General features: G+C 61.6%; 21 protein-coding genes. 4 read left to right on the top strand and 17 right to left on the bottom strand.

Annotated elements, in window-relative coordinates; translation table 11 throughout:
• Nucleotides 1–8: 8 nt before the first annotated feature.
• From PQR62_RS15090 to PQR62_RS15070, 5 genes are read right to left on the bottom strand one after another with little or no spacing between them, the layout of a single operon-like run.
• Nucleotides 9–572 carry a penicillin-binding protein activator LpoB gene (locus PQR62_RS15090; protein ID WP_408158790.1) on the bottom strand — a complete coding sequence of 188 codons (564 nt, stop codon included), beginning with the start codon at nucleotides 570–572 and terminating at the stop codon, nucleotides 9–11.
• 5 nt (nucleotides 573–577) lie between these two features.
• Nucleotides 578–760, bottom strand: a complete 183-nt coding sequence (locus PQR62_RS15085) for a hypothetical protein (RefSeq protein ID WP_408158789.1) — start codon at nucleotides 758–760, stop codon at nucleotides 578–580.
• Nucleotides 761–789: 29 nt separating this feature from the next.
• Nucleotides 790–4,884 (bottom strand): tetratricopeptide repeat protein, encoded by a 4,095-nt coding sequence (locus tag PQR62_RS15080; RefSeq protein WP_408158788.1) that lies wholly within the window; start codon nucleotides 4,882–4,884, stop codon nucleotides 790–792.
• Nucleotides 4,814–6,943, bottom strand: a complete 2,130-nt coding sequence (locus tag PQR62_RS15075) for a polysaccharide deacetylase family protein (protein WP_408158787.1) — start codon at nucleotides 6,941–6,943, stop codon at nucleotides 4,814–4,816. The genes PQR62_RS15080 and PQR62_RS15075 overlap by 71 nt, the downstream gene beginning before the upstream one ends.
• Entirely contained in the window at nucleotides 6,943–7,728 is a 786-nt protein-coding gene (locus tag PQR62_RS15070) for an endo alpha-1,4 polygalactosaminidase (protein ID WP_408158786.1), read from the bottom strand. The genes PQR62_RS15075 and PQR62_RS15070 overlap by 1 nt, the downstream gene beginning before the upstream one ends.
• Before the next feature lie 767 nt (nucleotides 7,729–8,495).
• Here PQR62_RS15070 and PQR62_RS15065 point away from each other — a divergent pair.
• On the top strand, nucleotides 8,496–9,239 hold the full coding sequence (locus PQR62_RS15065) for an N-formylglutamate amidohydrolase (protein ID WP_408158785.1): 744 nt from the start codon (nucleotides 8,496–8,498) through the stop codon (nucleotides 9,237–9,239).
• Between the two features lie 104 nt (nucleotides 9,240–9,343).
• Complete coding sequence (locus PQR62_RS15060) at nucleotides 9,344–10,177, top strand: transglutaminase-like domain-containing protein (protein ID WP_408158784.1); 834 nt, start codon at nucleotides 9,344–9,346, stop codon at nucleotides 10,175–10,177.
• Between the two features lie 24 nt (nucleotides 10,178–10,201).
• Here the strand turns inward: PQR62_RS15060 and PQR62_RS15055 are convergent, their stop codons facing one another.
• From PQR62_RS15055 to PQR62_RS15035, 5 genes are all read right to left on the bottom strand, one after another.
• Complete coding sequence (locus PQR62_RS15055; RefSeq protein ID WP_408158783.1) at nucleotides 10,202–11,143, bottom strand: arginase family protein; 942 nt, start codon at nucleotides 11,141–11,143, stop codon at nucleotides 10,202–10,204.
• Between the two features lie 18 nt (nucleotides 11,144–11,161).
• Nucleotides 11,162–11,944 (bottom strand): amino acid ABC transporter ATP-binding protein, encoded by a 783-nt coding sequence (locus PQR62_RS15050; protein ID WP_408158782.1) that lies wholly within the window; start codon nucleotides 11,942–11,944, stop codon nucleotides 11,162–11,164.
• On the bottom strand, nucleotides 11,941–12,609 hold the full coding sequence (locus PQR62_RS15045) for an amino acid ABC transporter permease (RefSeq protein WP_408158781.1): 669 nt from the start codon (nucleotides 12,607–12,609) through the stop codon (nucleotides 11,941–11,943). Before PQR62_RS15045 ends, PQR62_RS15050 begins: the two co-directional genes overlap by 4 nt.
• Nucleotides 12,610–12,618: 9 nt before the next feature.
• Nucleotides 12,619–13,359 carry a transporter substrate-binding domain-containing protein gene (locus PQR62_RS15040; RefSeq protein ID WP_408158780.1) on the bottom strand — a complete coding sequence of 247 codons (741 nt, stop codon included), beginning with the start codon at nucleotides 13,357–13,359 and terminating at the stop codon, nucleotides 12,619–12,621.
• Nucleotides 13,360–13,467: 108 nt separating this feature from the next.
• Nucleotides 13,468–14,433, bottom strand: a complete 966-nt coding sequence (locus tag PQR62_RS15035; protein WP_408158779.1) for an agmatinase — start codon at nucleotides 14,431–14,433, stop codon at nucleotides 13,468–13,470.
• Between the two features lie 239 nt (nucleotides 14,434–14,672).
• Here PQR62_RS15035 and PQR62_RS15030 point away from each other — a divergent pair, with 239 nt between their 5' ends.
• Nucleotides 14,673–15,575 (top strand): LysR family transcriptional regulator, encoded by a 903-nt coding sequence (locus PQR62_RS15030; protein ID WP_408158778.1) that lies wholly within the window; start codon nucleotides 14,673–14,675, stop codon nucleotides 15,573–15,575.
• 241 nt (nucleotides 15,576–15,816) lie between these two features.
• Here the strand turns inward: PQR62_RS15030 and PQR62_RS15025 are convergent, their stop codons facing one another.
• The gene (locus tag PQR62_RS15025) at nucleotides 15,817–16,935 is read right to left on the bottom strand and encodes a porin (RefSeq protein WP_408158777.1); all 1,119 of its coding nucleotides are present in this window, start codon (nucleotides 16,933–16,935) and stop codon (nucleotides 15,817–15,819) included.
• A gap of 422 nt (nucleotides 16,936–17,357) precedes the next feature.
• Between PQR62_RS15025 and PQR62_RS15020 the strand changes: the two genes are divergently transcribed.
• Nucleotides 17,358–18,824, top strand: coding sequence for an MATE family efflux transporter (locus PQR62_RS15020; RefSeq protein WP_408158969.1), 1,467 nt, complete (start codon nucleotides 17,358–17,360; stop codon nucleotides 18,822–18,824).
• A gap of 178 nt (nucleotides 18,825–19,002) precedes the next feature.
• Here PQR62_RS15020 and PQR62_RS15015 read toward each other — a convergent pair whose 3' ends face one another.
• From PQR62_RS15015 to PQR62_RS14990, 6 genes are all read right to left on the bottom strand, one after another.
• A complete protein-coding gene (locus PQR62_RS15015) occupies nucleotides 19,003–20,529 on the bottom strand; it encodes an ATP-binding response regulator (RefSeq protein ID WP_408158776.1) in 1,527 nt (508 codons plus the stop codon).
• Nucleotides 20,530–20,612: 83 nt separating this feature from the next.
• Nucleotides 20,613–22,436, bottom strand: a complete 1,824-nt coding sequence (locus PQR62_RS15010; RefSeq protein WP_408158775.1) for an ATP-binding protein — start codon at nucleotides 22,434–22,436, stop codon at nucleotides 20,613–20,615.
• A gap of 23 nt (nucleotides 22,437–22,459) precedes the next feature.
• Nucleotides 22,460–23,524, bottom strand: a complete 1,065-nt coding sequence (locus PQR62_RS15005; RefSeq protein WP_408158774.1) for a SpoIIE family protein phosphatase — start codon at nucleotides 23,522–23,524, stop codon at nucleotides 22,460–22,462.
• Nucleotides 23,509–23,919: an ATP-binding protein gene (locus PQR62_RS15000; protein ID WP_408158773.1), complete on the bottom strand. Its 411-nt coding sequence runs from the start codon at nucleotides 23,917–23,919 to the stop codon at nucleotides 23,509–23,511. The genes PQR62_RS15005 and PQR62_RS15000 overlap by 16 nt, the downstream gene beginning before the upstream one ends.
• 73 nt (nucleotides 23,920–23,992) lie before the next feature.
• On the bottom strand, nucleotides 23,993–24,349 hold the full coding sequence (locus PQR62_RS14995; protein WP_408158772.1) for an STAS domain-containing protein: 357 nt from the start codon (nucleotides 24,347–24,349) through the stop codon (nucleotides 23,993–23,995).
• A gap of 6 nt (nucleotides 24,350–24,355) precedes the next feature.
• On the bottom strand, nucleotides 24,356–25,219 hold the full coding sequence (locus PQR62_RS14990) for an STAS domain-containing protein (RefSeq protein WP_408158771.1): 864 nt from the start codon (nucleotides 25,217–25,219) through the stop codon (nucleotides 24,356–24,358).
• Nucleotides 25,220–25,305 lie beyond the last annotated feature (86 nt).

The raw sequence follows: 25,305 nt of genomic DNA, 5'->3' as shown, positions 1-25,305 counted from the left end.
CTCCGGACTTAGGGCTTGGGCTGACTGGCGATGAGCGGCGACAGCATGGTGCGCGACAGCTTCTGCGCCACCGCCGACAAGGCTTCACGGCTCCAGCCGCTCTTGCCGCCGGTCGCCGCCCAGATCACCTTGCCGCTGGACACCTCGACCAGTTGCAGCGTCAGGCCGACCGCCGGTTCGCCGTCGATGCCGACCTTGTAGCGCCATTCATCGACGGTGCCGGTCAGGGCGTAAGTCAGGTTTTCGGCGCGTGCCCATTCCAGCGCCGCATCCATCTGCTTGCGGTCCATCGGTTCGAACAGAGTTTCATTGTTGAGTGCCGCCGGATAGTGACGCAGGTTGGCCAGACCATTGGCGCGCAGGATGTTCTCGGCAATCGATTCGGCGCGCAGGCCGGCTTGCGGCGTTTCGGTATGGTTGGCGAACGGCAGCACGCCCCATTGCGCGCCGGCTTGCAAGGTCGGCGCGCGCCCTATTTCGGTGGTGGAGCAGGCTGCCAGCGCAATGCCAAAGACGGCGATGGCAGCCAGTTTCAGCAGCCGCAGCGGAAGTATAAGTTTGCGATTGTTCATGAAAATCACCGGTGAGTGGAGTAAGTGGACATTGAAACAGAGACCGAAATGGCATCGGGAATGGCATCGGGAATGGCGGCAAAAATGGCCGCAAAGACGGCTGGATGAAAGTGCTCCTGACAGCGATTCAGGCGATGCGGAAAATCCGCTCGCCGCCACGGCGAGGTGAGAATGAAAGCATGATTCATTGGCATAGCTCCTTCCTCCGCACTTGAGTTCAATACAGCCAGCGATAATTGACGCCCAGCTCGAAACCGCGCTGCGGCGTATTCGGCGTGGCGCTGGTGCTTTGCAGACCAATGCTCAGCACGTCTTGCCCGATCACGCTGCCGGCCACGCCGGCGCGCAGATTGCGCCCCCAGCCGATGTCCGACGTGCGCGTCAGGCCGATTTCGGCATACGGCCGCCAGGCCCGGGTATAGGCCGTCTCTGCCACCGTGCCGGCGCCCAGGGCAATGCCGAACACACGTGAATCGAGCGGCATGTAGCGGAAGCCGGCCGGGTCGCTGCCGGCTGGTGCCAGCCTTGCGATCTGATCGTCGGAGGCGCCCTTGTCGACGAACTTCGCATCCGAAACATAAGTGCGCAAAGTCAGATTCGGATACTCGACGCGGAAGTGCGTGCCGGCTTCGACATTGAGCGTGCGACCGCTGCCCAGCGCGGTGCCGGCCTGGGTGTAATAGCGCTGATAGCCGCCGCCCAGGCGCAGATATTCGGTGCGGCTGATCTGCATGTTCAGGTTCAGCTCGCCGCCGCTGCGCTTGCCGCCCACACGCATCAGCGCCGACTCGGTGGCCATCTGGCCGAGTCCGCCGGCGCCGTTCAGCGTCAGCTTGGGGGTGAGCTGGCGACTGAATTCCAGATGCAGGCCGTTAAAACTTTCGGCCGCCTGCCGCCGCTGCAGGCCGGCGCTGACGAAACCGTTTTCGATACGACGCCGCAGGCTCAGCTCGAACAGGCGATCCGTGCGCGGCACGTTGTCGAGCTGCGACGTGTCGCTGCTGCTTTGCAGTCGTTCGGAGAAACCGAAGAAGAAAGTCATGCCCGGCGTCAGCGCCGCCCCGGTCTTCAGATCGAAGCGCCTGGTCTCCAGCGGAAATTCGCGGCTGCTGGTGTAACCGGCACTAAATTTGGGTGGATCTTCGGTCACCAGATTGGTCAGGCGCGCATGCAGTTCTTCGTCGGCCGGCAGCAGCGCCAGCTGATCGAAGGCCAGGGTCTGCGCCAGCGGAATGCGTCCGGCCTGTCTGGCGGCTTCGACGCGGTCGTACATGGGCAGCCAGTCCGGCAGATCGTCGAGCATGCGGTTGAGGCCGTCGCGGTCGTCAGCGGCCAGTGCCAGCGTCAATTCCCCCCAGAGCGGTTTGTCGAGCTGGCGCGCAAAGCGCGTGGCCAGCCAGGCGCGCGCCAGATCGGATGCGTTCTGATTCATGGCATAGGCCAGCGCCAGCTCGCGCACGCTGGACGACAAGCGCGCATCGTCGCGCGGCCGCTGGCCGGATTCCGCATTGCGCGCGAACAGCGCATCCGGCCCCCGCCCCAGTTTCTGCGTCAACGCCGACTGTGCATTGCCTGCCGCGGCGTCCCGCATCTGGCTGTCCTCCATCTCGCGCAGCAAGCCCGGCCCGTCGACCGGCGGCAAATGCTGTTCGGGTTGCGACAGCTTCGCCGCATCGGACTGCAGCAGCGCCTGCATCACGCGCAAGCCGGCATCGGACTGCATGAACAGCGGCACCAGCGAAGCCAGCCGGTCGCGCATTTCGCGCGATTGCGACGGCGGCATATTGCGCAGCACCTGCGGATCGCGCAGCTCGAACCAGGCGCGACGCCGGATGCGCCAGGCCAGATCAGGCTGACTGGTGGCGTCCAGCGCCTCGGCATAGCTCATCAGCCACAGATAATCGTTTTGCGCAAAGCCGGATTTACGGAACCAGTGCAGCGCGGTCGGCTGGCGGTTCAGCGACATGTTGGCGGCGGCGAAAGGCCCCCACAGAATCGGCGCATTTTCGGCATCGGCCGCCCACAGGTCGAGCGCGCGCTTGAGCAGCTCGGCTTCGCGGCCGGCGATCAAGATCCAGATCAGTTCGGCGCGCGCATCGGGCGAGTCGGGTCGCAGCGTCAGCGCCTTGACCATGTCGGCGCGCGCCGCCGGCAAGTCGCGCCGCAACTGCGCCTGCGCCGCGCGGGCGGTCAGAAACTGGATGCTCTTTTCCAGCTCGGCGTTTTGTTCGGGCTTGAGGCTGTCGAGAAACCGGCGAGCGCCTTCGATATCGCCGGCACGCTGGCGATAGCTCAGCGCCTGTATCGCGAAATTGCGGTCGCCGCTGAGGCGATAGCCGAACTCGGCCAGATTGGCGGCGGCGCGCGGTTCCTGATCCTGAATCAGCGCGATCAGATTGCTGAGGTCATTCGGCTCGGCCTTGTCGGAAGACAGCATCTGCCGGTAACCGCGCCGGGCATCGTCGTCGCGTTGCAGAAAGCGCGCGACTTCGGCATAGGCGCGCCAGAAATCGGCATTCTCCGGCGGCGCGGCCGGCGCCGCTTCCTGCAACACCGCCATGGCTTCTTCTATGCGTCCGCGCAGATAAAGCTGATTGGCGGCCAGCAAGGCATTCTCCGGCGTCGGACCGAACTCGCGCCGCATGCTGCGCAACACGTCGAGCGCAGCGTCGTCCTGCCCCACGCGCAGATAGACGCGCGCCAGTGCTTCCATCAGTGCGGCGCGACGGGCGCGGGTCAAGCCGCGCGAATTTTCTTTCAGGCGCGCTTCCAGCAAGGCGATGGCGCGCTCCGGCTGGCCGATGTTTTCATACTGCGCCAGCAACTGCTCCAGCCATTGCTGGTTGCCGGGATCGCTTTGCAGCTTATGCTGCAGCGACTCGATCAGAATGTCCTGCTCGAAGGTGCCGCCGCTCAGGCGCAGCACCGCATCCCAGCCCGCTTCGTCGCCGCTCTGGCGGGCGTAGGCCAGCCATTGCGGCGTGGCTTCCTGCGGCAGGCCGCTCCACTCGCTGACTTCGGCCAGACGCTTGCGCCAGGCTGCGGCCGCCGGCTGTTGCCGCACCGCCGATTGCGCCAGCAGGCGGGCATCAGTCAGATTGCGATTGGCGAGAAAGACCGTGTAGGCCAGGGTATAAATCTCGTCGTCGAACGGCAGACGCGCGAGGCCCTGCTGGTCGGCAGGCGCTGCATCGCCACCGTTTGCGAGGCTGGCGACGCGCACGGGACGGGCTTCGTGCAGACTTGCCTGCAATTGACGCCGCAGCGTATCGGGCGAATGGCGCAGCGCCAGCGGCATGCGCAAGGCCGCCGCAAATTCGCGCATGCGCTCGAAATGCGCCGGCGTAAAGCTGCCGGCCAGCGACGCAAGCCCGGGTGTGCGCAATTGCCCCGCCATCGACAATTGCAGCAGCTGCTTGACGTAGCGCTGCGCCGCGTCGGGGCGATTGGCCGACTGCGCCAGCCGCGTCAAAAACAGCAGCGTCTCCTTGTCTTTGCCCAGCGGACCAAGGTTGCGGTCGGCGGTTTCCAGCGCCTCGGCGTACAGGCCGCCGGCCTGCAAGGTGCGCAGCGCCGTGAGGAAATGTGCGCGCCGGGTTTCCAGCGAGCCGGCGCTTTCCATCGCCATCAGATAAAAAGCGGCGCTGCTGCGGTAGTCGCCCATGCCCAGACTTTGCTTGCCCAGACTGAGGGCGTCGGCGCCGCTCAGCTTGAGATGATCCTTGTCCTGCAGCAGCCGCGCAAAGGCCTGCCTGGCCGACTGGCTGTCGCCCAGCGCCAGCGCATCCTGCGACAGGCCCAGCAATTGATCGGCGCTGAGCGCATAGTTCAGCAGATCGTGCAGGCGAGCGCGCAGCTCAGCCATCTGCTGCGTGCGCTGGGCCGAGCCCTCGGCCAGCGCAAAGGTTTCCTGCTGCCGGATCCGGTATTCCATCCACGCCGCCTGAAAGCGCAGCGCCGAATCCTGCACCAGCCTGAGTTGCGCCAGCTGCCGGCGCGCATCGTCGAGCTGGCCAAGCGCTACCAGCTGCTTGATCAGCTCCAGGCGCAACTCGTCGTTGCCGGGCTGTGCCTTGAGAAACACTTTCAGATATTCCACCGTCAACAGGTCCGGACGGCCGCTGGCATTGGCCGTCGCCAGCCTCTGCTGCAGCGACACCTGCGGAAAAACGAGCGCGAGGCCGAGCCCGACCGCCAGTCCGAAACCGGCGATCGCCCACGGCGAAAACAGCCTTAACCGTTCATAGGGAGCATTGAACGAGTACCAGGTGCCTTGTTGTCGCGATCTTGGCGTTTGCGGTCCCGATGTCATATTGGAGTACGGCGTTCCTTATGCTGGCGGAGTTGGTGGATTGGGCGGAGTGGGCATTGCTGGTCTGATCGAGGCTGACCGCCCTGAACCAGGGCTGGCCGGCGATGCTGTTGGCGCGATTGGCGCTGGGAGTCAGCGGCGCCCCGTCGGCGCTGGCCTTGCACTGCCTGGCACCGGCCACGCTGAAGGTGGCCTGACCGTTGGAAGTCAGCGAGAAGCGCAGCTCGGTGAGATTGCCGTTGCGCTTGCGGCTGAAGTCGCCCACCTGGCCGCTGGCTTCCAGCAGTGTCGGCAGCGCCGGATCAGGCTTGTCGGCTGGCGGCTGCAAGCGCACCTCAGCGGCGGCGGCAATCAGATAGGCGCCGGACGGCCCGGGCGCGATGCCGGCCACGCCGGGGCTGTCGGCGGCATAAGCAGGCGTGCCGTCCGGCAGGCGCAAGGTGCGCAGATTGGCGCCGGTGCGCACCACCAGCTGGCCGTCGGGCGTACGCGCCATGCTGGTGTTTTCAAAATCGATCACCTTGCGGATGTACTGCGAGGCATACAGGCGGGTGAAAGGCTGCGCAGCCGCCCAGCGATGAATCTTGTTGAGCGCGGCGATCGAGGCCGGTTTGGTGCCCGCATAAAAATGGTAGTAAATATCGACCGGCTTGAAGCGGATCGGCGCCTCGGTCAGCTCGAAGGTTTCGATCACGCGCTCGTAGCCGTAAAACGGCCCAGTCCAGTTGCCGGTATAGACGTTCTCATCCTGATTCGGCGCAAATACCTGATACCAGCCCTCCTTGCGCACGCCCTGCGCCGCCATCACGGTCCAGCTCTTGCGACTGTTGGTGATCAGCGTGTCGCCGCCGTTCATGTTGAGATAGCCGTCCAGATAGGTCTGCTCAATCGCCGACGCCGGCGGCACGCAGTTGCCGGTCCAGAAGAAAATCTCGGCCTTCTTGCCCGGCGGCAGCAAGGTGTTGTTGATGTAATCCATCGAGCCCTTGATTTCACGCTGCAGGTCAAACTTGTAGTGCGGGATTTCCAGCGTGTGCGAAGCATCGCCATCCATCTGGTTGATGTCGGCCTTGCTGGTGCCGTTCATCGCATCGGCCCAGGAGAACGGATGCGAGAAGGAATGGCTGGCCGGCTCCACATAAGGCAGCGCGAACATCTTGCGCGCCAGTGCAGTGGTCTGCGCCGACAGCGCCGGATACACGCCCTGCGGACTCAGCTCGCCCTCCACCACCGACACCGTCACCGGAAACTTGTAGCGATCCCAGATTTCCCGTTGCAGCACTTCCACCGCGAACGGCGTGCCGGGATATTCCGACTTCGAAGGAAAACCGTCGCCGTCCAGATGGCTCATCATGATGCGCCGCCCGCCTTCGGTAGTGACGTCCGGCGCCGGCAGATCGGGCAGGCGTAAGGCGGCCTTGAGAAACTTCAGCGGTTGCAGCACCCAGCGCGGCACATCCACCACCGGCAAGCTTTCAATCGCAAAAGGCGCCAGCACAAAACCGCCCCATGGCGTCAACGCTGCCGCATCATAGATATTGTTGCGGCTGTCCTGCAGACGCAGCAGAGATCTCGCCGTCGGGTCAGCAAGCCGGATGTTTTCCAGCAATCCGGCATCAGGGCGGGGCACCGTTTCGAATCCGATCAGTTGTGCATCGCTGTTGACGATGCGCAGCCGGTCGCCGCTCACCGGCGCGGCAATCACGCTGCTCAGGCCCAGCGCTGCAGCGCTCAGACGGTTCATCTGAAAACCGAAGGTATTGAACACCGCAATCGGTACTCCCTCCTTGATGCGCGCGCTCAGCCATGGCACCAGTGCGGGATGATCGACGCCGTTGCGGAACCAGGTCACCACGCCGGCATAGCGTCCCGCCAGCGGCATCTCAGGCAAGGTCTGACGATTCAGATCAAGGAATTCATAACGCAGCCCGAGATGGTTGAGCTGAATACCGAGAAAGCGTTGCGCCTCACTGGTGTGGACATCCTGCCCGGGCGGAATGTCCAGCAACACCAGCACATTGCGCGGCACCAGCTCGACGCTGCCGACACCGACCGACATCAGTGCACCATCCGCCACCCAGGGAATGAAGCCGTGCTGGAAATCTTGTCGGCGGTGGCGCGCGCCAGATCGCGGGCGCCGGGCTGCTGCGGATCAACGTAATCGATGGAAATCACCGGCAGGTGATATTGGTCGCGCACGGTTTCCATCTGGCCCAGCAGCCAGGCGCGATCTTCATCCGGCACCGCGCGATAGGCGCGGCGGCCGGCATCATAGCCGCGATACAGGGACTCCGCGGCGACCGCGTAAGTCAGCGGCGCGATCTGCGGCAGCAGCTCGAAGCCGCGGTTGAGCATCAGTCTGGCATCGGGATAGCGACGTTTGAATTCGCGCAGGATATCGACCATGGCGGCCGTCTGTGCGGCGCGTTCGGCATCGGTCCTGGCAAACAGCTGGTAGGAATCCAGCGTATCGAGAAAGAAGCCGCGCCAGCCCTGCTGCCACAACGGGGCGATGATGCGGTCGAGGAAAAAGTCGCGCCAGCCCGGTGCCGTCTGATCGATCACACGGCTGCCCCAGGCCGCGTTATCGCCGCGCAGGCTGTGCGGCGGCAACTGCTTGTAATACGGACGGACGGGTTGCACCTCGCCCAGCGAGACATAGGCGAACAGACTGTGCGCGCCATCGCCTGGCGCGCGATTGCGGGCCGCCGGATTTTTTACAAATTCGGGTTCCACCACGGCGACATCAAAGGCCTGCAGATCGGCCAGCGGCGGATTGGCTCCGTAGAAAAAGGCGACCGAAGCGGGAGCGCCGGCCGGCGCATCGGCTGCCTGCGCCGGCATTGCGAAGAGCAGCAGAAGCCACGCAAGCACAATGCCCACAATAGGAGCCGGAGAATAGTCAGGGACCGTGAATTCCCTCATGCCGGATCGCCGGCACAATGAGGCGTACCGATGTGGCCTGCAGTTGTGGACTGATCAATGTCTGCCGTCACTTTTTTCAACGCTGTCTCCTCATGTCGTTACAGCAGAGAACCTCGATCTGCGCCATGACGGCGCCTGCGAAATTCATCAGGTAGCGCTTCGCGCCGAATCAGCATGCAACTCACGGCGCCAAGGTTTCTTCTGGGACAGGGAATTGTAACTATTTTCTTAACAGCTTTGTATTGACCGAGTGGCAACTCCGACCCCGCATCGCTGTACATCGCCGGACTTTATTGAAGTTCGGACAATAAAAAAAGCATGCGGATACGCCCCGCGACGATCCATTTGTGCAAGACGCTTCGGCTGTATTGCACAGCCGGCGCGGGTGCAGGGAAATGTGACGCACCGCAGGGCCTGCCGGAGGGAAACGTGGGAGATCCAGCGGCGCCGTAAGGCGGAGATGAAAAATATCGACGAAATAAACCCGCATGAGACCAAACCTGCTGGCCGCAGCAAGGCGCGTACTGTCTGCGCTTGTCGTCAATGGCAAATTCTGTACGAGATCGCATGCACGTCCCTCATGACAAGCGTGTTACTGTGTGTTCGGGCAAATCAAAGTGCCCGCTTTGGCTTTTTGCAAAAGACCTCCCGCCGGCTGCTCGGCACAACGGAGGCGGCGTTCCTTCATGTACCTGAATACCTCAGCCGAAGGAGCCTCCATCCATTCTTTCATCATCACTTGCGAGCACGGCGGCAATCGCATCCCTGCGCCCTATGACAGTCTGTTCCGAGACGAGCAGGTTTTGCTCGACTCTCATCGCGGCTACGATCCCGGTGCGCTGCTGATGGCGCAGGAACTGGCGGCAGCGTTTGACGGCAAGCTCGTGACTTCGACCGTGAGCCGTTTGCTGGTCGATCTCAATCGTTCAATCGGTCATCCGACACTCTTCTCGTCGACCACGCGCCGCTTGCCGCCGCCGGTGCGCGAACAAATTCTGGCGCAATACTATCGGCCCTATCGCGAGCAGGTTGAGCGTCTGGTCGCTCAAGCCGTGTCCGAGGGGCAGCGCGTCATTCACATTTCCTCACACAGTTTCACGCCTGAGCTGGACGGCAAAGTAAGACACGCCGACGTCGGTTTGCTTTATCACCCCGCGCGGCAAGGCGAGGTCGAACTGTGCGCGCAGTGGCAGGCCTGCCTGGCGGAAATCGCGCCGGGCGTACGCGTGCGTCGCAACTACCCCTATGCGGGCAAAGGCGATGGTCTGACCGCCCACTTGCGGCTGCGCTTTGCCGCGAGCGACTACATCGGGATCGAACTGGAGATCAATCAAGGCCTGCTGCAATCGGCGGCGGCACACTGGGCGGCATTGCGCAGCTTGCTGATGGACAGCTTGCGTACGGCATGTGCCCTGCGCAATCCATCGTAGTCCAGGAAGAATGCAGTTCACCCCATGCAATCTTGTTATATCAATGCAACTTAACCTCGGCTTCCTTGTGCCTTGCGCACCGGGGCTGAAAACCGGAAGCTCTCATGAAAATCCATATCGGCTTTGAAATGGTCTACGACTGTCCGCAGCCCACTCCCATGATTTTCAACCTGAATGTGCACTTCACGCGGGTCTCCGATCTGGTCAGTCGGGATGATCTGATGTTCGATCCGCCGGTTCCGCGCTCGGCTTATCGCGACAGTTTCGGCAACTGGTGCACGCGCATCGTCGCGCCGCAAGGCCGCATCCGCATTTCTGCCGATGCCCTCATCAACGACAGCGGCCTGCCCGACATGCTGGTGCCGCAGGCGCGACAGCTTGCGGTGCAGGACCTGCCGGAAGAACCCTTGCTGTTCTTGCTAGGCAGCCGCTACTGCGAGACCGACCGCTTGTCGCCCATCGCCTGGCAACTGTTTGAGCACGCTCCCGCCGGCTGGGGCCGGGTGCAGGCCATCTGCGATTACGTCCATCGTCACATCACCTTCGGCTACGAAAACGCGCGCATGACGCGTACCGCGCTGGAAGCGTTTCAGGAGAAGGTCGGCGTCTGTCGCGACTACGCCCACCTGGCAGTTGCCTTTTGCCGCTGCATGAACATCCCGGCACGTTATTGCACCGGTTACCTCGGCGACATGGGCACGCTCCCCCCCTATGGCACGATGGACTTCGCAGCCTGGTTCGAGGTTTTTCTCGACGGCAGCTGGCACACCTTCGACGCCCGCAACAATACGCCGCGCATAGGCAGAGTCCTGATTGCCCGTGGCCGCGACGCCGCCGACGTCGCCATCAACAATACCTTCGGCCCCAATACCCTGAGCAGCTTCAAAGTGTGGACCGATGAAGTCAGCTCGCGTCAGAACGGAGAACCCTGGCTTTGAAGCGCCTGCAGTTCATGGTGCAAATCAGCGCGCGAAGATATGGCCCATGAACTCGACCATCACGTGCGCCGCCAGATAAGAGGTGACGCCGGTGCCGACGTCGAGCGGCGGGCAGACTTCGACCAGATCGAAACCGACGATGTCCATGCGCTGCGCCAGCGCGATCAGAGTGTCGCGCAGCTCGGCATATATCAGGCCGTTAGGTTCGGCCGAGACGCAACCCGGTATCAGCGACATGTCGAGCGCGTCGATGTCGATGCTGACGTAGCACTTCTCGCCGGCCGGCAACAGTTGTGCGACGCCGGCCGGTGTCAGGGTGTGGAATTCGCTCATGGTGACGATGCGATTGCCGGCGGCGCGCGCATCGGCCACTTCCACCGGCCGTACGCGCAGGCTGCGGATGCCGACCTGCGTCACGCTCTTGACGTGCGGCAGCGCCGTGATGTGGCGAAACGGCTGGCCGTTGGTATAGCGCAGATCGGGCGTGACCGGCGCAAAGTCGAGATGAGCGTCAAACTGGATCACGTGGATAGGCTCTTCGAAACCGCGCACGATGGGAAAGCTCACCGAATGATCGCCGCCGATGCCGACCGGAATCACGCCGCGCCGGCGTAGCTGGCGGCTCATCGCGCTGATGTTCTCGGCGGTCTTTTCAACATTGGTGGGAAACACATCGACGTCGCCGACATCGACGATGCTGCCGTCGGTGATTTCGGTCGCCAGAAAATGGCGGTCACGTTCGATGTCGTAGAAACCGGTGGCGGCGAAGCGCATCGAATGTTCGCGAATGCTGCGCGGCGCGAAACGTGCGCCCGGCAGATACGGCGAACCCTCGTCCATCGGCACGCCGAACACCGCCATGCGTGCGGCGATGGTGTCGAGGTCGGTGCAGATGTCGCTGCGCAGAAAGGTCGGAATGCCGGTAAAGGCGCGGTTGGCGCGGCCAACACCTCGCATGTCAGTCATGATGGACTCTCTGAAAAATTAGGATGACAACTTTTGCAGCAAGATGCGCGTACGCGCATGCTGCGGCTGCTCGAAGATGGCCGCGGCCGGGCCGCTCTCGACGATGCGCCCTTCTTCCATCACCACCAGCACATCGGCCACTTCGCGCGCAAACGACATCTCATGCGTGACCACGATCATGGTCATGCCTTCGGCGGCCAGTTGCTGCATCACCTGCAGCACTTCGCCCACCAGTTCGGGATCGAGCGCAGAAGTCGGTTCATCGAACAGCATCACCTCGGGCTGCATCGCCAGTGCGCGCGCAATCGCCACGCGCTGCTTTTGGCCGCCCGAGAGGCTGGCCGGCATGGCGGCCGCTTTGTGCGCCAGACCGACTTTTTCAAGCAAGGCCAGCGCAATCTTTTCGGCCTCGTCGCGCGGCAGACCGACGATCTTGCGCGGGCCGATGGCGACGTTGTCCAGCACCGACAGATGCGGAAACAGATTGAAGGACTGGAACACCATGCCCACATGCTTGCGCAATGCGTTGAGTGCATCTTCGGCCAGCGGCTTGCCGTCTTGCAGCAGGTCGGCGCCGCAGATGCGGATCGAACCCTGCTCGGCAGTTTCAAGACCGTTGCAGCAGCGCAGGAAGGTGCTCTTGCCGGAACCGCTGGGGCCGATCACCACCACCACTTCGCCGCGCCGGATCTGTATATCCACATTGCGCAAGACCTGCTGCGCGCCATAGCTCTTGAACAGACCGTTGACATTGACAATCGTGCTGCCGGAGGGCGGCGTGCTTGCATCGTGAGACTTCATTGCACCATTCCTCCTGCACGCAGGCGGTCTTCCACTTTTCTCAGCAACAACATGGTGGCGCTGGTAAGCACCAGATAGATCAGCGCAATCGCCAGATAGATTTCCAGCGAGCGATACGAAACGCTGATGATCTTCTGGCCTTCATGCATGACATCGTGAATCGTCACCAGCGACACCAGCGCCGAATTCTTGATCAGTGAGATGAACTCGTTCGCCAGCGGCGGCACCATGCGCACCAGCGCCTGCGGCAACACCACCAGCCGCATGGCCTGACGCGCCGACATGCCCATGGAACGCGCCGCCTCCATCTGGCCGCGATCCACCGAAATCACCGCGCCACGCACGATCTCCGACACATAGGCCGCCGAATAGCAGCCCATGCCGAGCACGCCGCACACGAAGGCCGGCAGCATGATGCCGAAGTAAGGCAGGCCGTAATACAGGATGAACAGCTGCACCAGCAACGGCGTGCCGCGAATGAAGACGACGTAGGTATTGGCCGCCGTATAGACCAGCCGGCGCTTGGAATTGACGCGCGCCAGACCGATCAGTATGCCCAGCAGACAGCTCAGCACCAGAGCCGCCAGGGTGACTTCAACCGTCACCAGAGCGCCCATCGCCAGTTCATGCCAGCCAGCCAGCGCCGGCGAAAAATCGAGTTCCATCCCTGAACCTTAGCCGGGCGTCTTGCCGAACCAGCGCACGATCAGTTTGTCGTAGGTGCCGTCGGCCTTGATTTCCTTGAGAGCCTTGTTCAGGTCTTCGCGCAGTTGCGGCAGCTTCTTGCTGACGGCGATGCCGTAGTCTTCCCTGGTCACCGGCTCGGCCAGCACCTTGGTGGTGTCGCGCGCCTTGGAGTACAGCAGCGCGGCCGGCTTGCCGGTCACCACGGCGTCGGCGCGACCGCTTTCCAGCGAGTTGAACATTTCTTCGTTCTTCTCGACTTCCACGCGGATGGCCTCAGGATAGTTTTCCTTCAGGAAGGCGATCGACTTGGTGCCGACCTGCACCGCAACGCGCTTGCCGGCCATGTCGGACGGCTTCTGGATCGCGTTGTTGTCTTTCTTGACCATCACCACCAGACCGGCGGTGAAGTAAGGATCGGTGAAATCGACGACCTTCTTGCGCTCGTCGGTGATGTAGATGGCCGACAGCACGATGTCATTGCGGCCCGAGATCACCGAGGGAATCATGCCCTTGAAATCCATGTCGGTGTATTCCAGCTTGCGGCCCATCTTGACCGACAGCGCTGCCGCCAGATCGATATCGAAACCGGTGTGCTTGCCGTCCTGGATGTATTCCATGGGAGGGAACGTCGGATCGATCGCCACCCGGATCGGATCGGCTGCAAAGGCTGCAGTCGCTTGCGCGCCGAGCGACAACATTCCCACCAACAATAGATTCCTGAGCTTCATGCTTTTTCCCCTTTTGTGTTGAACGACCTGAACGATTTGAATGACTACCGGACACCGGCCGCATGCTTGCCGGCCTGACTGCCTCTGAAACTGAAAGCCGACTGCGGATCAGCGCTTGCCGTCGAAATAACCGGCGCGGATGGCCGAGCCGATCAGATTGAGCACCAGACGCCCCGCCGTCATGCAGGACAGTTGATTGAAATCGCGCGCGGGCTGAATCTCGACGATGTCCATGCCGACCACACGGCCCTTTTTCACCAGGCCGTGAATCAGCTTGCGCGCCTGCACGAAGCTGACGCCGCCCGGCGCCGGACCCGCCACGCCGGGCATGCAGGTCGGGTCGAGGCCATCGGCGTCGATGGTCAGGTAATAGCGTCCGCCGTCGGGAATGCGATCCAGCACCGCATCCATGCCGATGTCGTGCAATTCATAGGCGGTGATGATCTGGGCGCCCCATTTGCGCGCATCGTCCGCCTCTTGCTGGCGCGCGCTGCCCGAAGCGCGCAGGCCGATCTGGATGATGTCTTTCACGTAGGGCAATTCGGAAGCGCGGCGGATCGGGCTCGACAAGCCATCCTTGACGCCGTTGACTTCGTCGCGCCAATCGAGGTGGGCGTCGATGTGAACGATGGTCAGCGGGCCCTGATCGTCGAAGGCGCGCAGAATCGGATTGGTGATGCCGTGGTCGCCGCCCAGCACGATAGGAATCGCGCCGGCCGCCAGAATCTTGCGGGTGGCCTGTTCGGCACGCACATAATGGCCGCGCGGATCGCTGAGATCGGCCGGCACATCGCCGCAATCGACGAAACGGATGTCGGTGCGGTTTTGCAGCAGAGGGCCGTCGATGTCGAAATCGAAACGCTCGGGCGTGCGGATCACGCGATCCGAAGCCTGACGGATCGCGGTCGGCGCATTGACCTGATCGTTGTTGTAGTCCTGCGGCGAATAAGCAGCGCCGTAAGGCATGCCGAGCACGGCGAAGTCGGCATCCAGATTGTCCAGATCGAGCGCCAGTTCGGCGAACAGCAGCGATTTGTGGTTGGTCTTGGGCAGAACGGTCAGCGGAAGGGACATGGCAATAAGCGCGGTAAGCGCATCCGAAATGATTGATGCGACCGATGGTACTGAAGCGCCATGTCACGGAAAACCCGGTTTTTTCGCAATCGCGGTTACGCTAAACGTAACGTTGATGGGCTTTCATGCCCGCCGGCAACAAGCGCAAAAACCCACGGCCGCGCCGGCCCTGCCCGTCGCTGGCACCACAATTGCTTTGCAGATGTCTTTGTCTGAATATTTTTTGAGACTGCACACCGATGAGAAGAAAGACCCTGAACGAACGCGATCTGCGGGCGCTGCGCATCTTCCGCGCAGCGGCCCAGGCCAAGGGTTTTGCGGCGGCGGAAAAGCAGCTCAACATGACCAAGGCCACCATCAGCCGCCAGATCAAGGCGGTGGAAGATAGCCTGGGTTGCATCCTGTGCGTGCGCGGGCCGCAGGGATTTGAATTGACACAGGATGGCCAGACCGCGCTGCGCTATGCGCAGGAAGCGCTGGATGCCCTGGATCGCATCGTGCCGGCAGTAGACGCTGCGCGCGGCATGATCTCGGGCGCGGTGGTGCTCGGCATGAGCGACAACGTGATCGGCAACCCGGCCGGCAGCATTCAGCGCGCACTCGATGAGCTGGGCACGATGGCGCCCGAAGTCGCGCTGACCTTGCAGACCATGCCCAGCAATTCCCTGATCAATGCACTACTGGAACGCGAACTCGATCTGGTGATCAAGGGCATCCACCATGTGCATCCACGCATCGCCTCGCTGCGTTATCTGGAATTGTTCGAAGAGACCCACAAGCTCTACTACGTGAAGAGCAAGGACGCCGATGGCGTGGCGCGCAAACCGGCCAGCCTGCCCATCGTATTTCGCGCCGCCCAGCCGTTCGTGGAAGACGCCATCGCTCATGGATATCGTCGCGGCCCGGAAGCCATCGGCATGGAATCGGTCGCGATGCTGATCGCCAGCACCCACTACGTCGGCATCCTGCCGACCCACTACGCCAACATGCTCAAGCCCATTCTGCCCTTGCAGGAAGTGCCGAAATCGCCGTTCTACAGCGTACCGATCTATGCCATCACCAACACCTCGCGGCCCTTGTCGATTGCGGCGGAAAAGGCGCTGGAACTGCTGCTGCGTTCGCATGGCAAGCGCTACAAGTGAGAAAAATGAGGACGAGTGCGGACGAGTGAAGAGCAGCGATAGTCTGCGATAGCTAGGAATAGTCAGCGATATGCAGCGATGCCTGGTGACGAAGACCAAAAGAGCGACATGAGCGCCACATGCACACAACAAACGCACCCCATACGCACAACATAAAAAAAATGGCGGACGCTGCTCACGCGCCCGCCATATAAATTACTGCGGTAGCACCCTCAAGATAGACTCAAATCATCAAGCAGGATCAGAACTTGTGACGCATACCCACGCGCACAACATGCTGCGCACGGTCGTCGGTCGGGGCATTGGCATAGGCGCCGCCGAGCACTCCCGGATTGTTGGCGTCATCGGCGCGCTGGTTGCCATAGATGGCATACAGATCGGTGCGTTTGGAAAGGAAGTAGTCCAATCCAAGGTTGATCTGCGTGCTGCTGATGGTGGTCGCACCGGCGCCGACACGACTCACGCGTGCACGGTCGTAAATCACGCCGCCCAGCAGATGCAGATTCGGCGTCAGCGCATAGTCCGCACCGAGGTCAAAGATATCGGCCTTGACCGCGCTGGTGATGTCGACCAGGCCGGTGGCCGCGAGCGCCGTCTGTTGCGGCTGCCGTACCTGCGACCAGGCGCCGTAGAGTTTGGTTGCGCCGAACTTGTAGCTGGCGCCGAGCGTGAAGGTCCTGAGATCGGTGTCGCCGGCAGCGGCAGTTCCGCCATCGGCCGCCAGCTTGCTCTGAAAATAGGCGGCGCCGATACCGAAATTACCGTTCGCATAATTGCCGCCGATGCCCAGGGATTGACCGGCAGTGGTGCTGCCGGCCACTTCGCCGAATCCATAGAACAGATTGCCGCTGAAGCCTTGGTAAGCCGCCGTGTCGAAACGGATGGCATTGCTGACGCGTGCCCCGGTCAGGCGATCCAGACCATTCAGATGACCGGCCTTGATGCCGTTGCCGCCAAAGGTCTGCATCGACGAATATTTCAGGCCGATGTCTTCCAGAAAATCCGCCTGCCGCCCCAGCGTAAGCGTGCCGAAAGGGCCGCTCAGACCGACTACCGATTTGCGATCGAACAAGGTCCCCGGCGTCGTCATGCCGCCTTCATCGGCGTTGAAGCCGTTCTCCAGATTGAAGATGGCCGACCAGCCGCCGCCCAGAGCTTCTTCGCCCTTGAAGCCGATGCGCGAGCTGGTCAGATCGCCGGAATCTGCCGCCAGACGGCTGCCGTTGCCGCTTCCGCTTGCAGCCTTGCTGGTGTACGACATGCCGACATCGACCACCCCATACATCGTGACGCTGCTTTGCGCTTGCACGTCGATACTCAGCAGGCTCAACGTGGCCAATGCAAATGCAGTTTTCTTCATGGATATCCCTGAGTAATGTTGAAATTGATGAAAGGATGGCGTGGCGGCGCTGAAGCGCTGCATGGGCATGCAGACTCAAGCTTGATACTGCGCAGGAAGGCTCCTGCAAAAGAAGATGCGTGGCGCCCGAGGACGAGTGTCTGACACGATCATCCAAGCTCTCAGGGTAACAAGCTGAGGAGTGTCGAGAAATGATACAAAGGTATAAGGGCGCATCGACGCGCCGTAATTCAGATGCGCCCACCCAAGATTCTCACGCACCTATTTTCCTGCGCTTGCATCAGTCAAGGCTCAGCATGCGATGAATGCGCTAGCATGTCGGATTCTCCGACCGATACGCGCCCTCCATGTCCAGCCAACGGCCTTCTGCTTCATCGCTTGATTCTTCCTCACCTTCGTCTGGCGCTCCCGCTGCCGGCGGCATGCCGCCCGGCAAGCCGGACAATTCCCGTCCCGATCTGGTCAACGGTCCGATTGCACGCACCCTGCTGTTGTTTTCGCTGCCGGTGCTGGGCAGCAATGTGCTGCAGTCGCTGAATGCCTCGGTCAATGCCATCTGGGTCGGCCATTATCTGGGCGAGGCGGCGCTGACCGCCACCTCGAATGCCAACATCATCCTGTTCTTCCTGCTCGGCGTGGTGTTCGGCATCAGCATGGCGACCACCATTCTGGTCGGGCAGGCGGTTGGCAGCCGCAATATAGAACGGGCGCGCCGCGTGGTCGGCACCGGCGCCAGCTTCTTCGCCGCGCTCTCGGTGCTGGTGGCGGCCTTCGGCTATATGTTCACGCCGCACATTCTGAGCGCCATGCATACGCCGGCCGATGCGATTCCATTTGCCATTTCCTATCTGCGGATCATCTTCATCGCACTGCCGGTCATGTATTTCTACAACTTCGTGATGATGACGCTGCGCGGCGGCGGCGATTCGCGCACGCCCTTCTTTTTCATGCTGCTGTCGGTGGGGCTGGACATCGCGCTTAATCCGCTGCTGATCTTCGGTCTCGGCCCGCTGCCGGCCATGGGCATTGCCGGCTCTGCGCTGGCCACGCTGATCGCGCAAAGCCTGAGCCTGCTGCTGATGATTACTTACCTCTACCGGCGCAAACATTTTCTGGCGCTGCGCAGCAAGGAACTGAACTATCTGCGGCCCGATCCCGCGATCCTGCGCGCGCTGGTGACCAAGGGCTTGCCGATGGGCTTGCAGATGCTGGTGATTTCTTCGTCAGCGCTGGTGATGATCAGCCTGGTCAACGGCTACGGTTCGCAGATGACGGCCGGCTATGGCGTGGCCTCGCAATTGTGGACCTATGTGCAGATGCCGGCGCTGGCGATCGGCGCCAGCGTGTCTTCGATGGCGGCGCAAAATGTAGGCGCGGGGCGCTGGGATCGCGTCAGCCGCATTGCGGTGACCGGCGTCGGTTTCAACTTCCTGCTGACCGGTGCGCTGGTGGCATTGCTGTACCTGTTCGATCACGCTGCGCTCGGTCTTTTCCTGCCGCGCGAAGGAGAGGCCATGCAGGTGGCGCAACACATCAATAACATCGTGGCATGGTCCTTCGTGCTGTTCGGCGTGACCATGGTGCTGTTCGGTGTGGTGCGTTCGACCGGTGCGGTGATGGCGCCGCTGGTGGTGTTGTTCATTTCGATGTGGCTGATCCGCCTGCCCTTCGCCGAGCTGCTGGCGTCGCGCTATGGCGCCGAGGCGATCTGGTGGAGCTTCCCGCTGGGCACGCTGGTTTCGGTGATACTGGCGCTGGCCTACTACCGTTACGGCGGCTGGCGCAAGGCGCACATGCTGACGGCAACGCCGCGCGGTCTGGCGGCGGATACCGGAATGGCGACGCCGGCCATGAGCAGTATGGCCGGCAAGGATGGGCCGGGAAGTTGAAGGTGGAGTTTGAGCGCGGCGCGCGGATGCGGGTACGTCGCGCCACGCTGGTTCGGCCATGAAGAAAAATGCCGGACAACCTGACATCCGAATCTGACATCTCTCCCCTGCGCTGTCGTCAGCGCAGGTTTTTTTTAATGGCTGCAGCTCGCGGCAGCAACAGTGACATGCGGCCGGATCAAGCCTTGCGCGCAAAACTCATGGCCGCCAGCTTGCTGAAGTCCATGGGCTTGACCAGGTAGTCGTCGAAGCCGGCGTCGACGGCTTTGCTGCGATGCAGTTCGTCGCCGTAACCGGAAAAGGCGATCAGGAAAGTCCGTTCCAGCCCGGTCAGTTTTCTGAGCGCGATGGCCGCATCAAAACCGGTCATGTCACCCAGACCGATGTCGAGAAAGACCGCGTCGGGCTGATAGAGCGGCGCTTCGCTCAGCGCCGCACCGCCGCTGTAGACGGCCTTGACCTCGTGGCCGAAGGTTTCCAGGATATCGCTCAGGGTATCGGCGCTATCAACGTTGTCGTCCACGATCAGGATGCGTTTCTTTCTGTGTTCGTCGGCAACCTCATTCATGATCCGGGTATCGGCTGCGACTTGCGTTAGCGGCAGGCGCAATTCGAATCGGCTGCCCTGCCCCGGTCCGGCGCTGTGGGCATGCACCGAGCCCTGATGCATTTCCGCCAGATTCTTGACCAGCGCCAGACCGATGCCAAGGCCGTCGTGCATGCCGCCGGCCGGATCGCGAGCCTGCTCGAACATGTGGAAAATATCTTGCAGCCGATCCGGTGCGAGGCCGATGCCGTTATCGGTGACCGCGATCAGCAGCGATTCGCCGTCGGAACTGGCAGACAATTCGATTCTGCCGCCAGGCTCGGTGAACTTGGCGGCGTTCAGCAAGAGATTGCCGATCACCTGTGCCAGCCGCACTTCATCGCCCATGACCCACACGGCTTGCTGCGGCAGATTCACGGTGAGCGTATGGCGGCGCAGGCTGAGCAAGTGATTGCTGGACTCCAGCGCCGAATCGACGAAGCTGCGCAACTCGACCGGTCTGAGCTGCAGCGAGAGTTTGGAATGCGACAGACGCGCCACGTCGAGCAGATCATTCACCAGACGCACCATGTGGTCGAGATGACGGGTGATGGTGCCGCGCGCCTTGAGTTGCCACGCGGGCGCGTCGGGATCTTTCTGCTGCAGCAGTTCGACCGCATTGCGGATCGGCGCCAGCGGATTGCGCAGTTCATGCGCCAGCACCGCGAGGAACTCATTCTTTCGGCGATCGACATTGCGCAGTTCGCTCTCCACCCTGGCCAGCCGCAACAGGGCGTTCACGCTGGCAGCCAGCTCTTCGGGTTCGATCGGTTCGAACAGATAGTTGTCGGCGCCGCCGTCGAGCGCCCGGATCTTGTCGGCCACATCCAGGTAGGAGGCAGAGGTCTGCAAAATCAGAATCGAACTGGTCGCGGGATTGCTCTTGAGGCGCGAACACACTTCCATGCCGTTGATATCGGGCAGCTTGACATCCAGCAGCATGACCAGCGGCTGCTCGGACAGCGCCTTGCTCATCGCTTCTTCACCGCTGGCGGCTTCGATGACGTGATGGCCTGCGCGAATCAGAATCCGCGTCTTGGCATAGCGCGCAGCGTCGTTGTCGTCGACGTTAAGAATCAACGAAGCCGGCGCGGCATTATTGACAGGGGAAAGAGACATATGCCTGTCCTTGGTTCAGCCTACATGAGTATGGCGTGGAGCCTCCCGCCGCACTATGGCAGGAGACTGCAGTATGGGGCAGCTCAGATCGCATTGCGGTCCGAGACGCTGCGTGCGTGAGACAGATCCGACGAGTCTTGCCGGCCGGTGTGATTTGCTGATTCGCCCCGCAACAGGGCGCGCAAGCTGCCCAGCAATTCATTTCTGACCAGCGGCTTCAGGTAGTAGACGTCAGCGCCCAGACTCAGTCCCTTGCGCTTGTCGTCCACCTCGGTCGCCACGATCACCGGCACATGCTGGCGCGCCGGATCGTTCTTGATCTTGACCAGCCACTGCCAGGAATCTCGGCCATTCAGCAGGATGTCGAGGATGACCGCCTTGGGCGTGGTGCGCTCCCACACCGTTTCGGCTTCGTGCACATCGCTGGCGGGCAGCATCCGGAATTCAGTATCGACGAAGAATTTTTCGTAGATCATTCTTATCTGCGGATGATCTTCCACCACCATGACGGGAATCCGGGTGTCGTCCTCGCTGGCGCGTCGTACGGGTTCGACCTCGCGCCGCGCTTCGTAGCTGCGCGGAATCACGGCGGAAAATGCCGAGCCCTGGCCCGGCGTGCTGGTGACCGTGACATAGCCGTTGAGCAGCAAGGCAAGCTGGCGACACAAAGGAAGGCCCAGCCCGGTGCCTTTGGTGCGGCGCTGCAGCGGATTTTCAACCTGGCTGAATTCTTCAAAAATCAGCCCCAGATCCTTTTCTGCGATACCGATGCCGGTATCGGCAACCGTGAAACGCACGCTGTTCTGCTCAGGCACCAAGGTAGCGCTGACGATCACGTCGCCGGCCTCGGTGAACTTGAGCGCATTGGAAATGAAGTTGCGCAATATCTGCGAGACTTTCCCTTCATCGGTGTACATCCTGCACTCGCCGGCCGGCGGCACAAAACTCAGGTTGAGCCGCTCCGACACCAGCAAGGGACGCAGCATGCCGCGCAAGGCGCTGAACATATCGACCACCTCAAAGCGGGATGGCCGGATTTCAATCTTGCCGGCCTCGATCTTGGCCAGATCCAGCAGATCGTTGACCAGTTCCGAGAGCGACACGGCGCTGCTCAGAATGAAGTTGACCTGTTTTTCCTGCTCGACAGAAAGCTCGCCGTCGACCCGGTCCAGCAGCAGCTTGGACAGCGCGCGTATCGAACTCAGCGGCGTGCGGAACTCATGACTCATGTTGGAGAGAAAGCGCGATTTCATTTCGTCGGCGCGCTTGAGGTGCTCGGCTTTTTCATCCAGCTCGGCATACAGCGCGACCACACCGCGATTGGTATCTTCCAGCTCGCGCGTCAGTTGCATCAACTCTTCCTGGCGCGCCTTGAGTTCGGCCAGCGTACCCAGCAATTCGTGATTCTGCTGCTGAACTTCGGCCAGCGCCACGTTGGGCGGCAGCGACGCCAGACTGGCGCTGAGTACGCCCAGCGCCGCGCTGGTGATCAGCGGTGCATTGCTGGGCAGCAGTTTTTTCAATTCGATGCGGGTGCCCTTGCCCAACTCGGTTTCGATGTTGCACACATCCATCAGCTTGCGCGCGCCGGGTATGCCCAGCCCCATGCCGGTCGACGACAGATAGGTGCCGGCCAGAATCGCGTCCAGATGCGCGATGCCGGGGCCGACGTCTTCAACCAGCATGACCAGGATCTGCGGCGAAGTATCGCCCTCGATGCAGAACTCGATACGGCCGGTATCGGCGTAATTGAAAATGTTGCGCGCCAGTTCCGAGACGGTGGTGGCGATGCGGACCTGATCCTGATGGCCGAAATGACACAGCGCGGCAATCTGGCGCGCGCGCTGCCGTGCACTGACGACGTCAAGTTCGGTTCTGATCGATGCAGTCAGTATGCGTAGTGTCATAGTCTTACGTATGTCAGATGATTTCAGGTATGTTGCCTCACCACCAGCACTGTCACGTCATCCCGGCCGCGATAAAAATCCCGGTACAGCACGGCAGCGATCAGCGCCGGATGCGCATTCACCAGCCCCTGATAGGCATTCATATCCCACTTCGTGCTGAGCCCGTCCGAATGCAGGATCAGCAGGGCCTGATAGGGCCACTCCAGCGCGAACTCATGGATCTTGCGAATGTTGCTGCCGACGATGCCGTTATGCGAAATCAGATGATTGCGACGCTGCTCCGTGATCACGCAACCTGCGATATTGCCGACGCCGGCAAATGTCAGCTGCGAGGTGGCGCGGCTGATCTGCGCGATGGCGATGGCGGCGCCGCGGGTGCGCTGCATGGCCAGATGTATCTGCTGCAGCATCATTTGCGGCGTCACCTTCGCCAGGCCGCCCGCGGCGCTTGAGCTGCGCAGCGCCTCCACTGCGGCGCCCGAAGCCAGCGCCGCCTCCGGGCCGTGGCCCAGACCGTCAGCCACCATGGCGATCAGCGTGCCGTTGGAATCGTCGACATAGGCAGCATCGCCGCATTCCTGTTCGCTGGGCAGCGGCAGGCAGACCAGACCGACTTCCCACTCGGTATTGTCGACGCTGCCTTCGCGGCTCCACAGGATTGCCAGCAGCACGGTGCCGCTGCCCGACTGCGAATACACGCTCATGTAATGCGACAGACGCTGTATTGAGCCCAGCCCCACGCCATAGGTGCCGACCGTCGAATGTCCGTCCTGCATCTGAAAATCAAGATCGGCAATACCTGGGCCGGCATCCACCGCCAGTACTTCAATGCCCAGCACGGAAAGCTCGCCGCCGGCGCTGTCCTGCTGGCGCTGGATGATGCGCAACAGCACCTCGCCCTGCTGCGCATGCTTGACGATGTTGGTCGCCGCCTCGGTAATCACGATCGCCAGCTGGCCGCTCAGGACTTCTGAGAATCCGATCGACGCGGCCAGATCCACGCCGGCGCGACGCGCCACTGCGACATCGCTCGGTTCATTGATCTTGAATAGGCGCTGCGCACCTTCGATGTTCAAAACAGTTTCCATTTCCTGATGGTGACGGCAGTGCCGACACCCGGGCGGGTATCGATTTCAAAATCGTCTGCCAGGCGCTTGGCCCCGCTCAAACCAAGACCCAGTCCGCCGCCGGTGGTGTAGCCATCGGTCAGCGCCAGCGCGATATCGACGATACCGGGCCCCTCGTCCACGAATTTCAGTTCAACGCCGCGTTTGCTGCCATTGTTCAACTCAATCACGTGCGCTTCGCCGCCGCCGCCATAGCGCAAGGTATTGCGCGCAAGCTCGCTGGCGGCGGTAATCATTTTTGTTTGCTCGACCAGCGAAAAACCCATCTTTATCAATTGGTCTCTCACCTGCTTGCGCAGACGCACGACATCTTCGTCGCTGTGCAAGGGCAACACTGATTGCTCAATCTGATTCAAGCAATGCCTCCGCCATACGAGAAGAGTGATGCAGCAGGAACAGATACGCCCATAAGCACTCCGGGATCGCAGTTCACGACAGGTCCCGTTCCAGCAGCTTGATGCCTCTGTCGATATTGAGGGCAGTCCTCACGCCGTCCAGCGTCAGGCCAAGTTCAACCAGCGTAATGGCGACCGCCGGCTGCATGCCGACCACCACCGTGCTGGCATCGAGAATGCGCGCCATCGAAGCCGTATTGCTGATCATGCGGCCGATGAAGGAATCCACGATGTCGAGTGCTGAAATATCGATCAGTACACCTTTGGCGCCATCCTTGACGATGCGCTCGGTCAGATCGTCCTGCAAGGTCATGGCCAGGCGGTCATGCATGTCGACCTGAATGGTGACCAGCAGCAGCTTGCCCATTCTCAGAATTGGAATGCGTTCCATCAGGAATTACTCCTTGGCACCCAGGGTGATGGTGGAGCCGGTTCTCTTGAGAGCGACCAGGAAGGCATCGGCCAGCGTGGCCTTGGTAATCACATCTTCCAGATTGACGCCGAGGTGCACGATGGTCTGGGCGATCTGCGGTCGAATGCCGCTGATGATGCAGTCGGCGCCCATCAGACGTGCAGCGGCGATGGTCTTCATCAGATGCTGGGCCACCAGGGTATCGACGGTCGGCACGCCGGTGATGTCGATGATGGCAATGACGGCGCCGGTATCGACGATCTTTTGCAGCAGGTTTTCCATCACGACCTGGGTGCGCGCACTGTCCAGCGTGCCGATCAGCGGCAGCGCCAGCACGTTCTGCCACAGTTGCACGACCGGCGTCGACAACTCCAGCAGCTCTTGCTGCTGACGCAGAATCACTTGCTCGCGCGCTTTCTGATGCACGTCGATGGTGTACAGACCGAGCTGATCGAACAGCACGCTGGTGCTGGAAGTCTCTTCAGCCAGGCCGTTCAGATCATCGCCGAAGCTTTGCCGCAGATAGGAAAACAGCGGTTCCTTGAGCGCAAAAATGAAGTTGGCGGTGTCAATCGAGGAAAACCCCTGCTGTACACGCGAACGCGATAAGTCCGACAAGAGATGACGCACCTCGCTCCATTCGGCGGTGTCGATGCTCACGCCCTGCGGCGAATCCAGCACATTCACCAGCAGTGTCAGAAACTGCGCGGCCTGCCGGCGGATTTCCGTTTCGCCGTTCTTGTCGCGCTTCCCCAGGCGGTTGGCCAGTGTTTCCAGCCAATCCTTCAACAGCGTTTCGTGGTTATCCCGAATGACCTGCGCTAATTTTTTGTTCTGTCCTGTCGACATTTCTTGAGACCCTTTTATGGCCCTTCGCAGACATGCCGCGCCGCTGACAAGATCAAGACTTGGAGATCGAGGATCGAGAATCGGTA

This window comes from Herbaspirillum lusitanum (assembly GCF_046025995.1).
GTDB classification, from domain to species: Bacteria; Pseudomonadota; Gammaproteobacteria; order Burkholderiales; family Burkholderiaceae_D; genus Herbaspirillum; species Herbaspirillum lusitanum_A.
This window is presented reverse-complemented; position numbering and strand designations above follow the sequence as displayed.

Excerpts from the sequence above, each read along its gene's own strand:
- PQR62_RS15035 (WP_408158779.1), bottom strand. The coding sequence starts at position 14,433 with ATGTCCCTTCCGCTGACCGTTCTGCCCAAGACCAACCACAAATCGCTG.
- PQR62_RS15055 (WP_408158783.1), bottom strand. The coding sequence starts at position 11,143 with ATGACTGACATGCGAGGTGTTGGCCGCGCCAACCGCGCCTTTACCGGC.
- PQR62_RS15040 (WP_408158780.1), bottom strand. The coding sequence starts at position 13,359 with ATGAAGCTCAGGAATCTATTGTTGGTGGGAATGTTGTCGCTCGGCGCG.
- PQR62_RS15065 (WP_408158785.1), top strand. The coding sequence starts at position 8,496 with ATGTACCTGAATACCTCAGCCGAAGGAGCCTCCATCCATTCTTTCATC.
- PQR62_RS15050 (WP_408158782.1), bottom strand. The coding sequence starts at position 11,944 with ATGAAGTCTCACGATGCAAGCACGCCGCCCTCCGGCAGCACGATTGTC.
- PQR62_RS15030 (WP_408158778.1), top strand. The coding sequence starts at position 14,673 with ATGAGAAGAAAGACCCTGAACGAACGCGATCTGCGGGCGCTGCGCATC.
- PQR62_RS15060 (WP_408158784.1), top strand. The coding sequence starts at position 9,344 with ATGAAAATCCATATCGGCTTTGAAATGGTCTACGACTGTCCGCAGCCC.
- PQR62_RS15090 (WP_408158790.1), bottom strand. The coding sequence starts at position 572 with ATGAACAATCGCAAACTTATACTTCCGCTGCGGCTGCTGAAACTGGCT.
- PQR62_RS15005 (WP_408158774.1), bottom strand. The coding sequence starts at position 23,524 with ATGGAAACTGTTTTGAACATCGAAGGTGCGCAGCGCCTATTCAAGATC.
- PQR62_RS15015 (WP_408158776.1), bottom strand. The coding sequence starts at position 20,529 with ATGTCTCTTTCCCCTGTCAATAATGCCGCGCCGGCTTCGTTGATTCTT.
- PQR62_RS15020 (WP_408158969.1), top strand. The coding sequence starts at position 17,358 with ATGCCGCCCGGCAAGCCGGACAATTCCCGTCCCGATCTGGTCAACGGT.
- PQR62_RS15070 (WP_408158786.1), bottom strand. The coding sequence starts at position 7,728 with ATGCCGGCGCAGGCAGCCGATGCGCCGGCCGGCGCTCCCGCTTCGGTC.
- PQR62_RS15075 (WP_408158787.1), bottom strand. The coding sequence starts at position 6,943 with ATGTCGGTCGGTGTCGGCAGCGTCGAGCTGGTGCCGCGCAATGTGCTG.
- PQR62_RS15010 (WP_408158775.1), bottom strand. The coding sequence starts at position 22,436 with ATGACACTACGCATACTGACTGCATCGATCAGAACCGAACTTGACGTC.
- PQR62_RS14990 (WP_408158771.1), bottom strand. The coding sequence starts at position 25,219 with ATGTCGACAGGACAGAACAAAAAATTAGCGCAGGTCATTCGGGATAAC.
- PQR62_RS15085 (WP_408158789.1), bottom strand. The coding sequence starts at position 760 with ATGAATCATGCTTTCATTCTCACCTCGCCGTGGCGGCGAGCGGATTTT.
- PQR62_RS15045 (WP_408158781.1), bottom strand. The coding sequence starts at position 12,609 with ATGGAACTCGATTTTTCGCCGGCGCTGGCTGGCTGGCATGAACTGGCG.
- PQR62_RS15080 (WP_408158788.1), bottom strand. The coding sequence starts at position 4,884 with ATGACATCGGGACCGCAAACGCCAAGATCGCGACAACAAGGCACCTGG.
- PQR62_RS15025 (WP_408158777.1), bottom strand. The coding sequence starts at position 16,935 with ATGAAGAAAACTGCATTTGCATTGGCCACGTTGAGCCTGCTGAGTATC.
- PQR62_RS14995 (WP_408158772.1), bottom strand. The coding sequence starts at position 24,349 with ATGGAACGCATTCCAATTCTGAGAATGGGCAAGCTGCTGCTGGTCACC.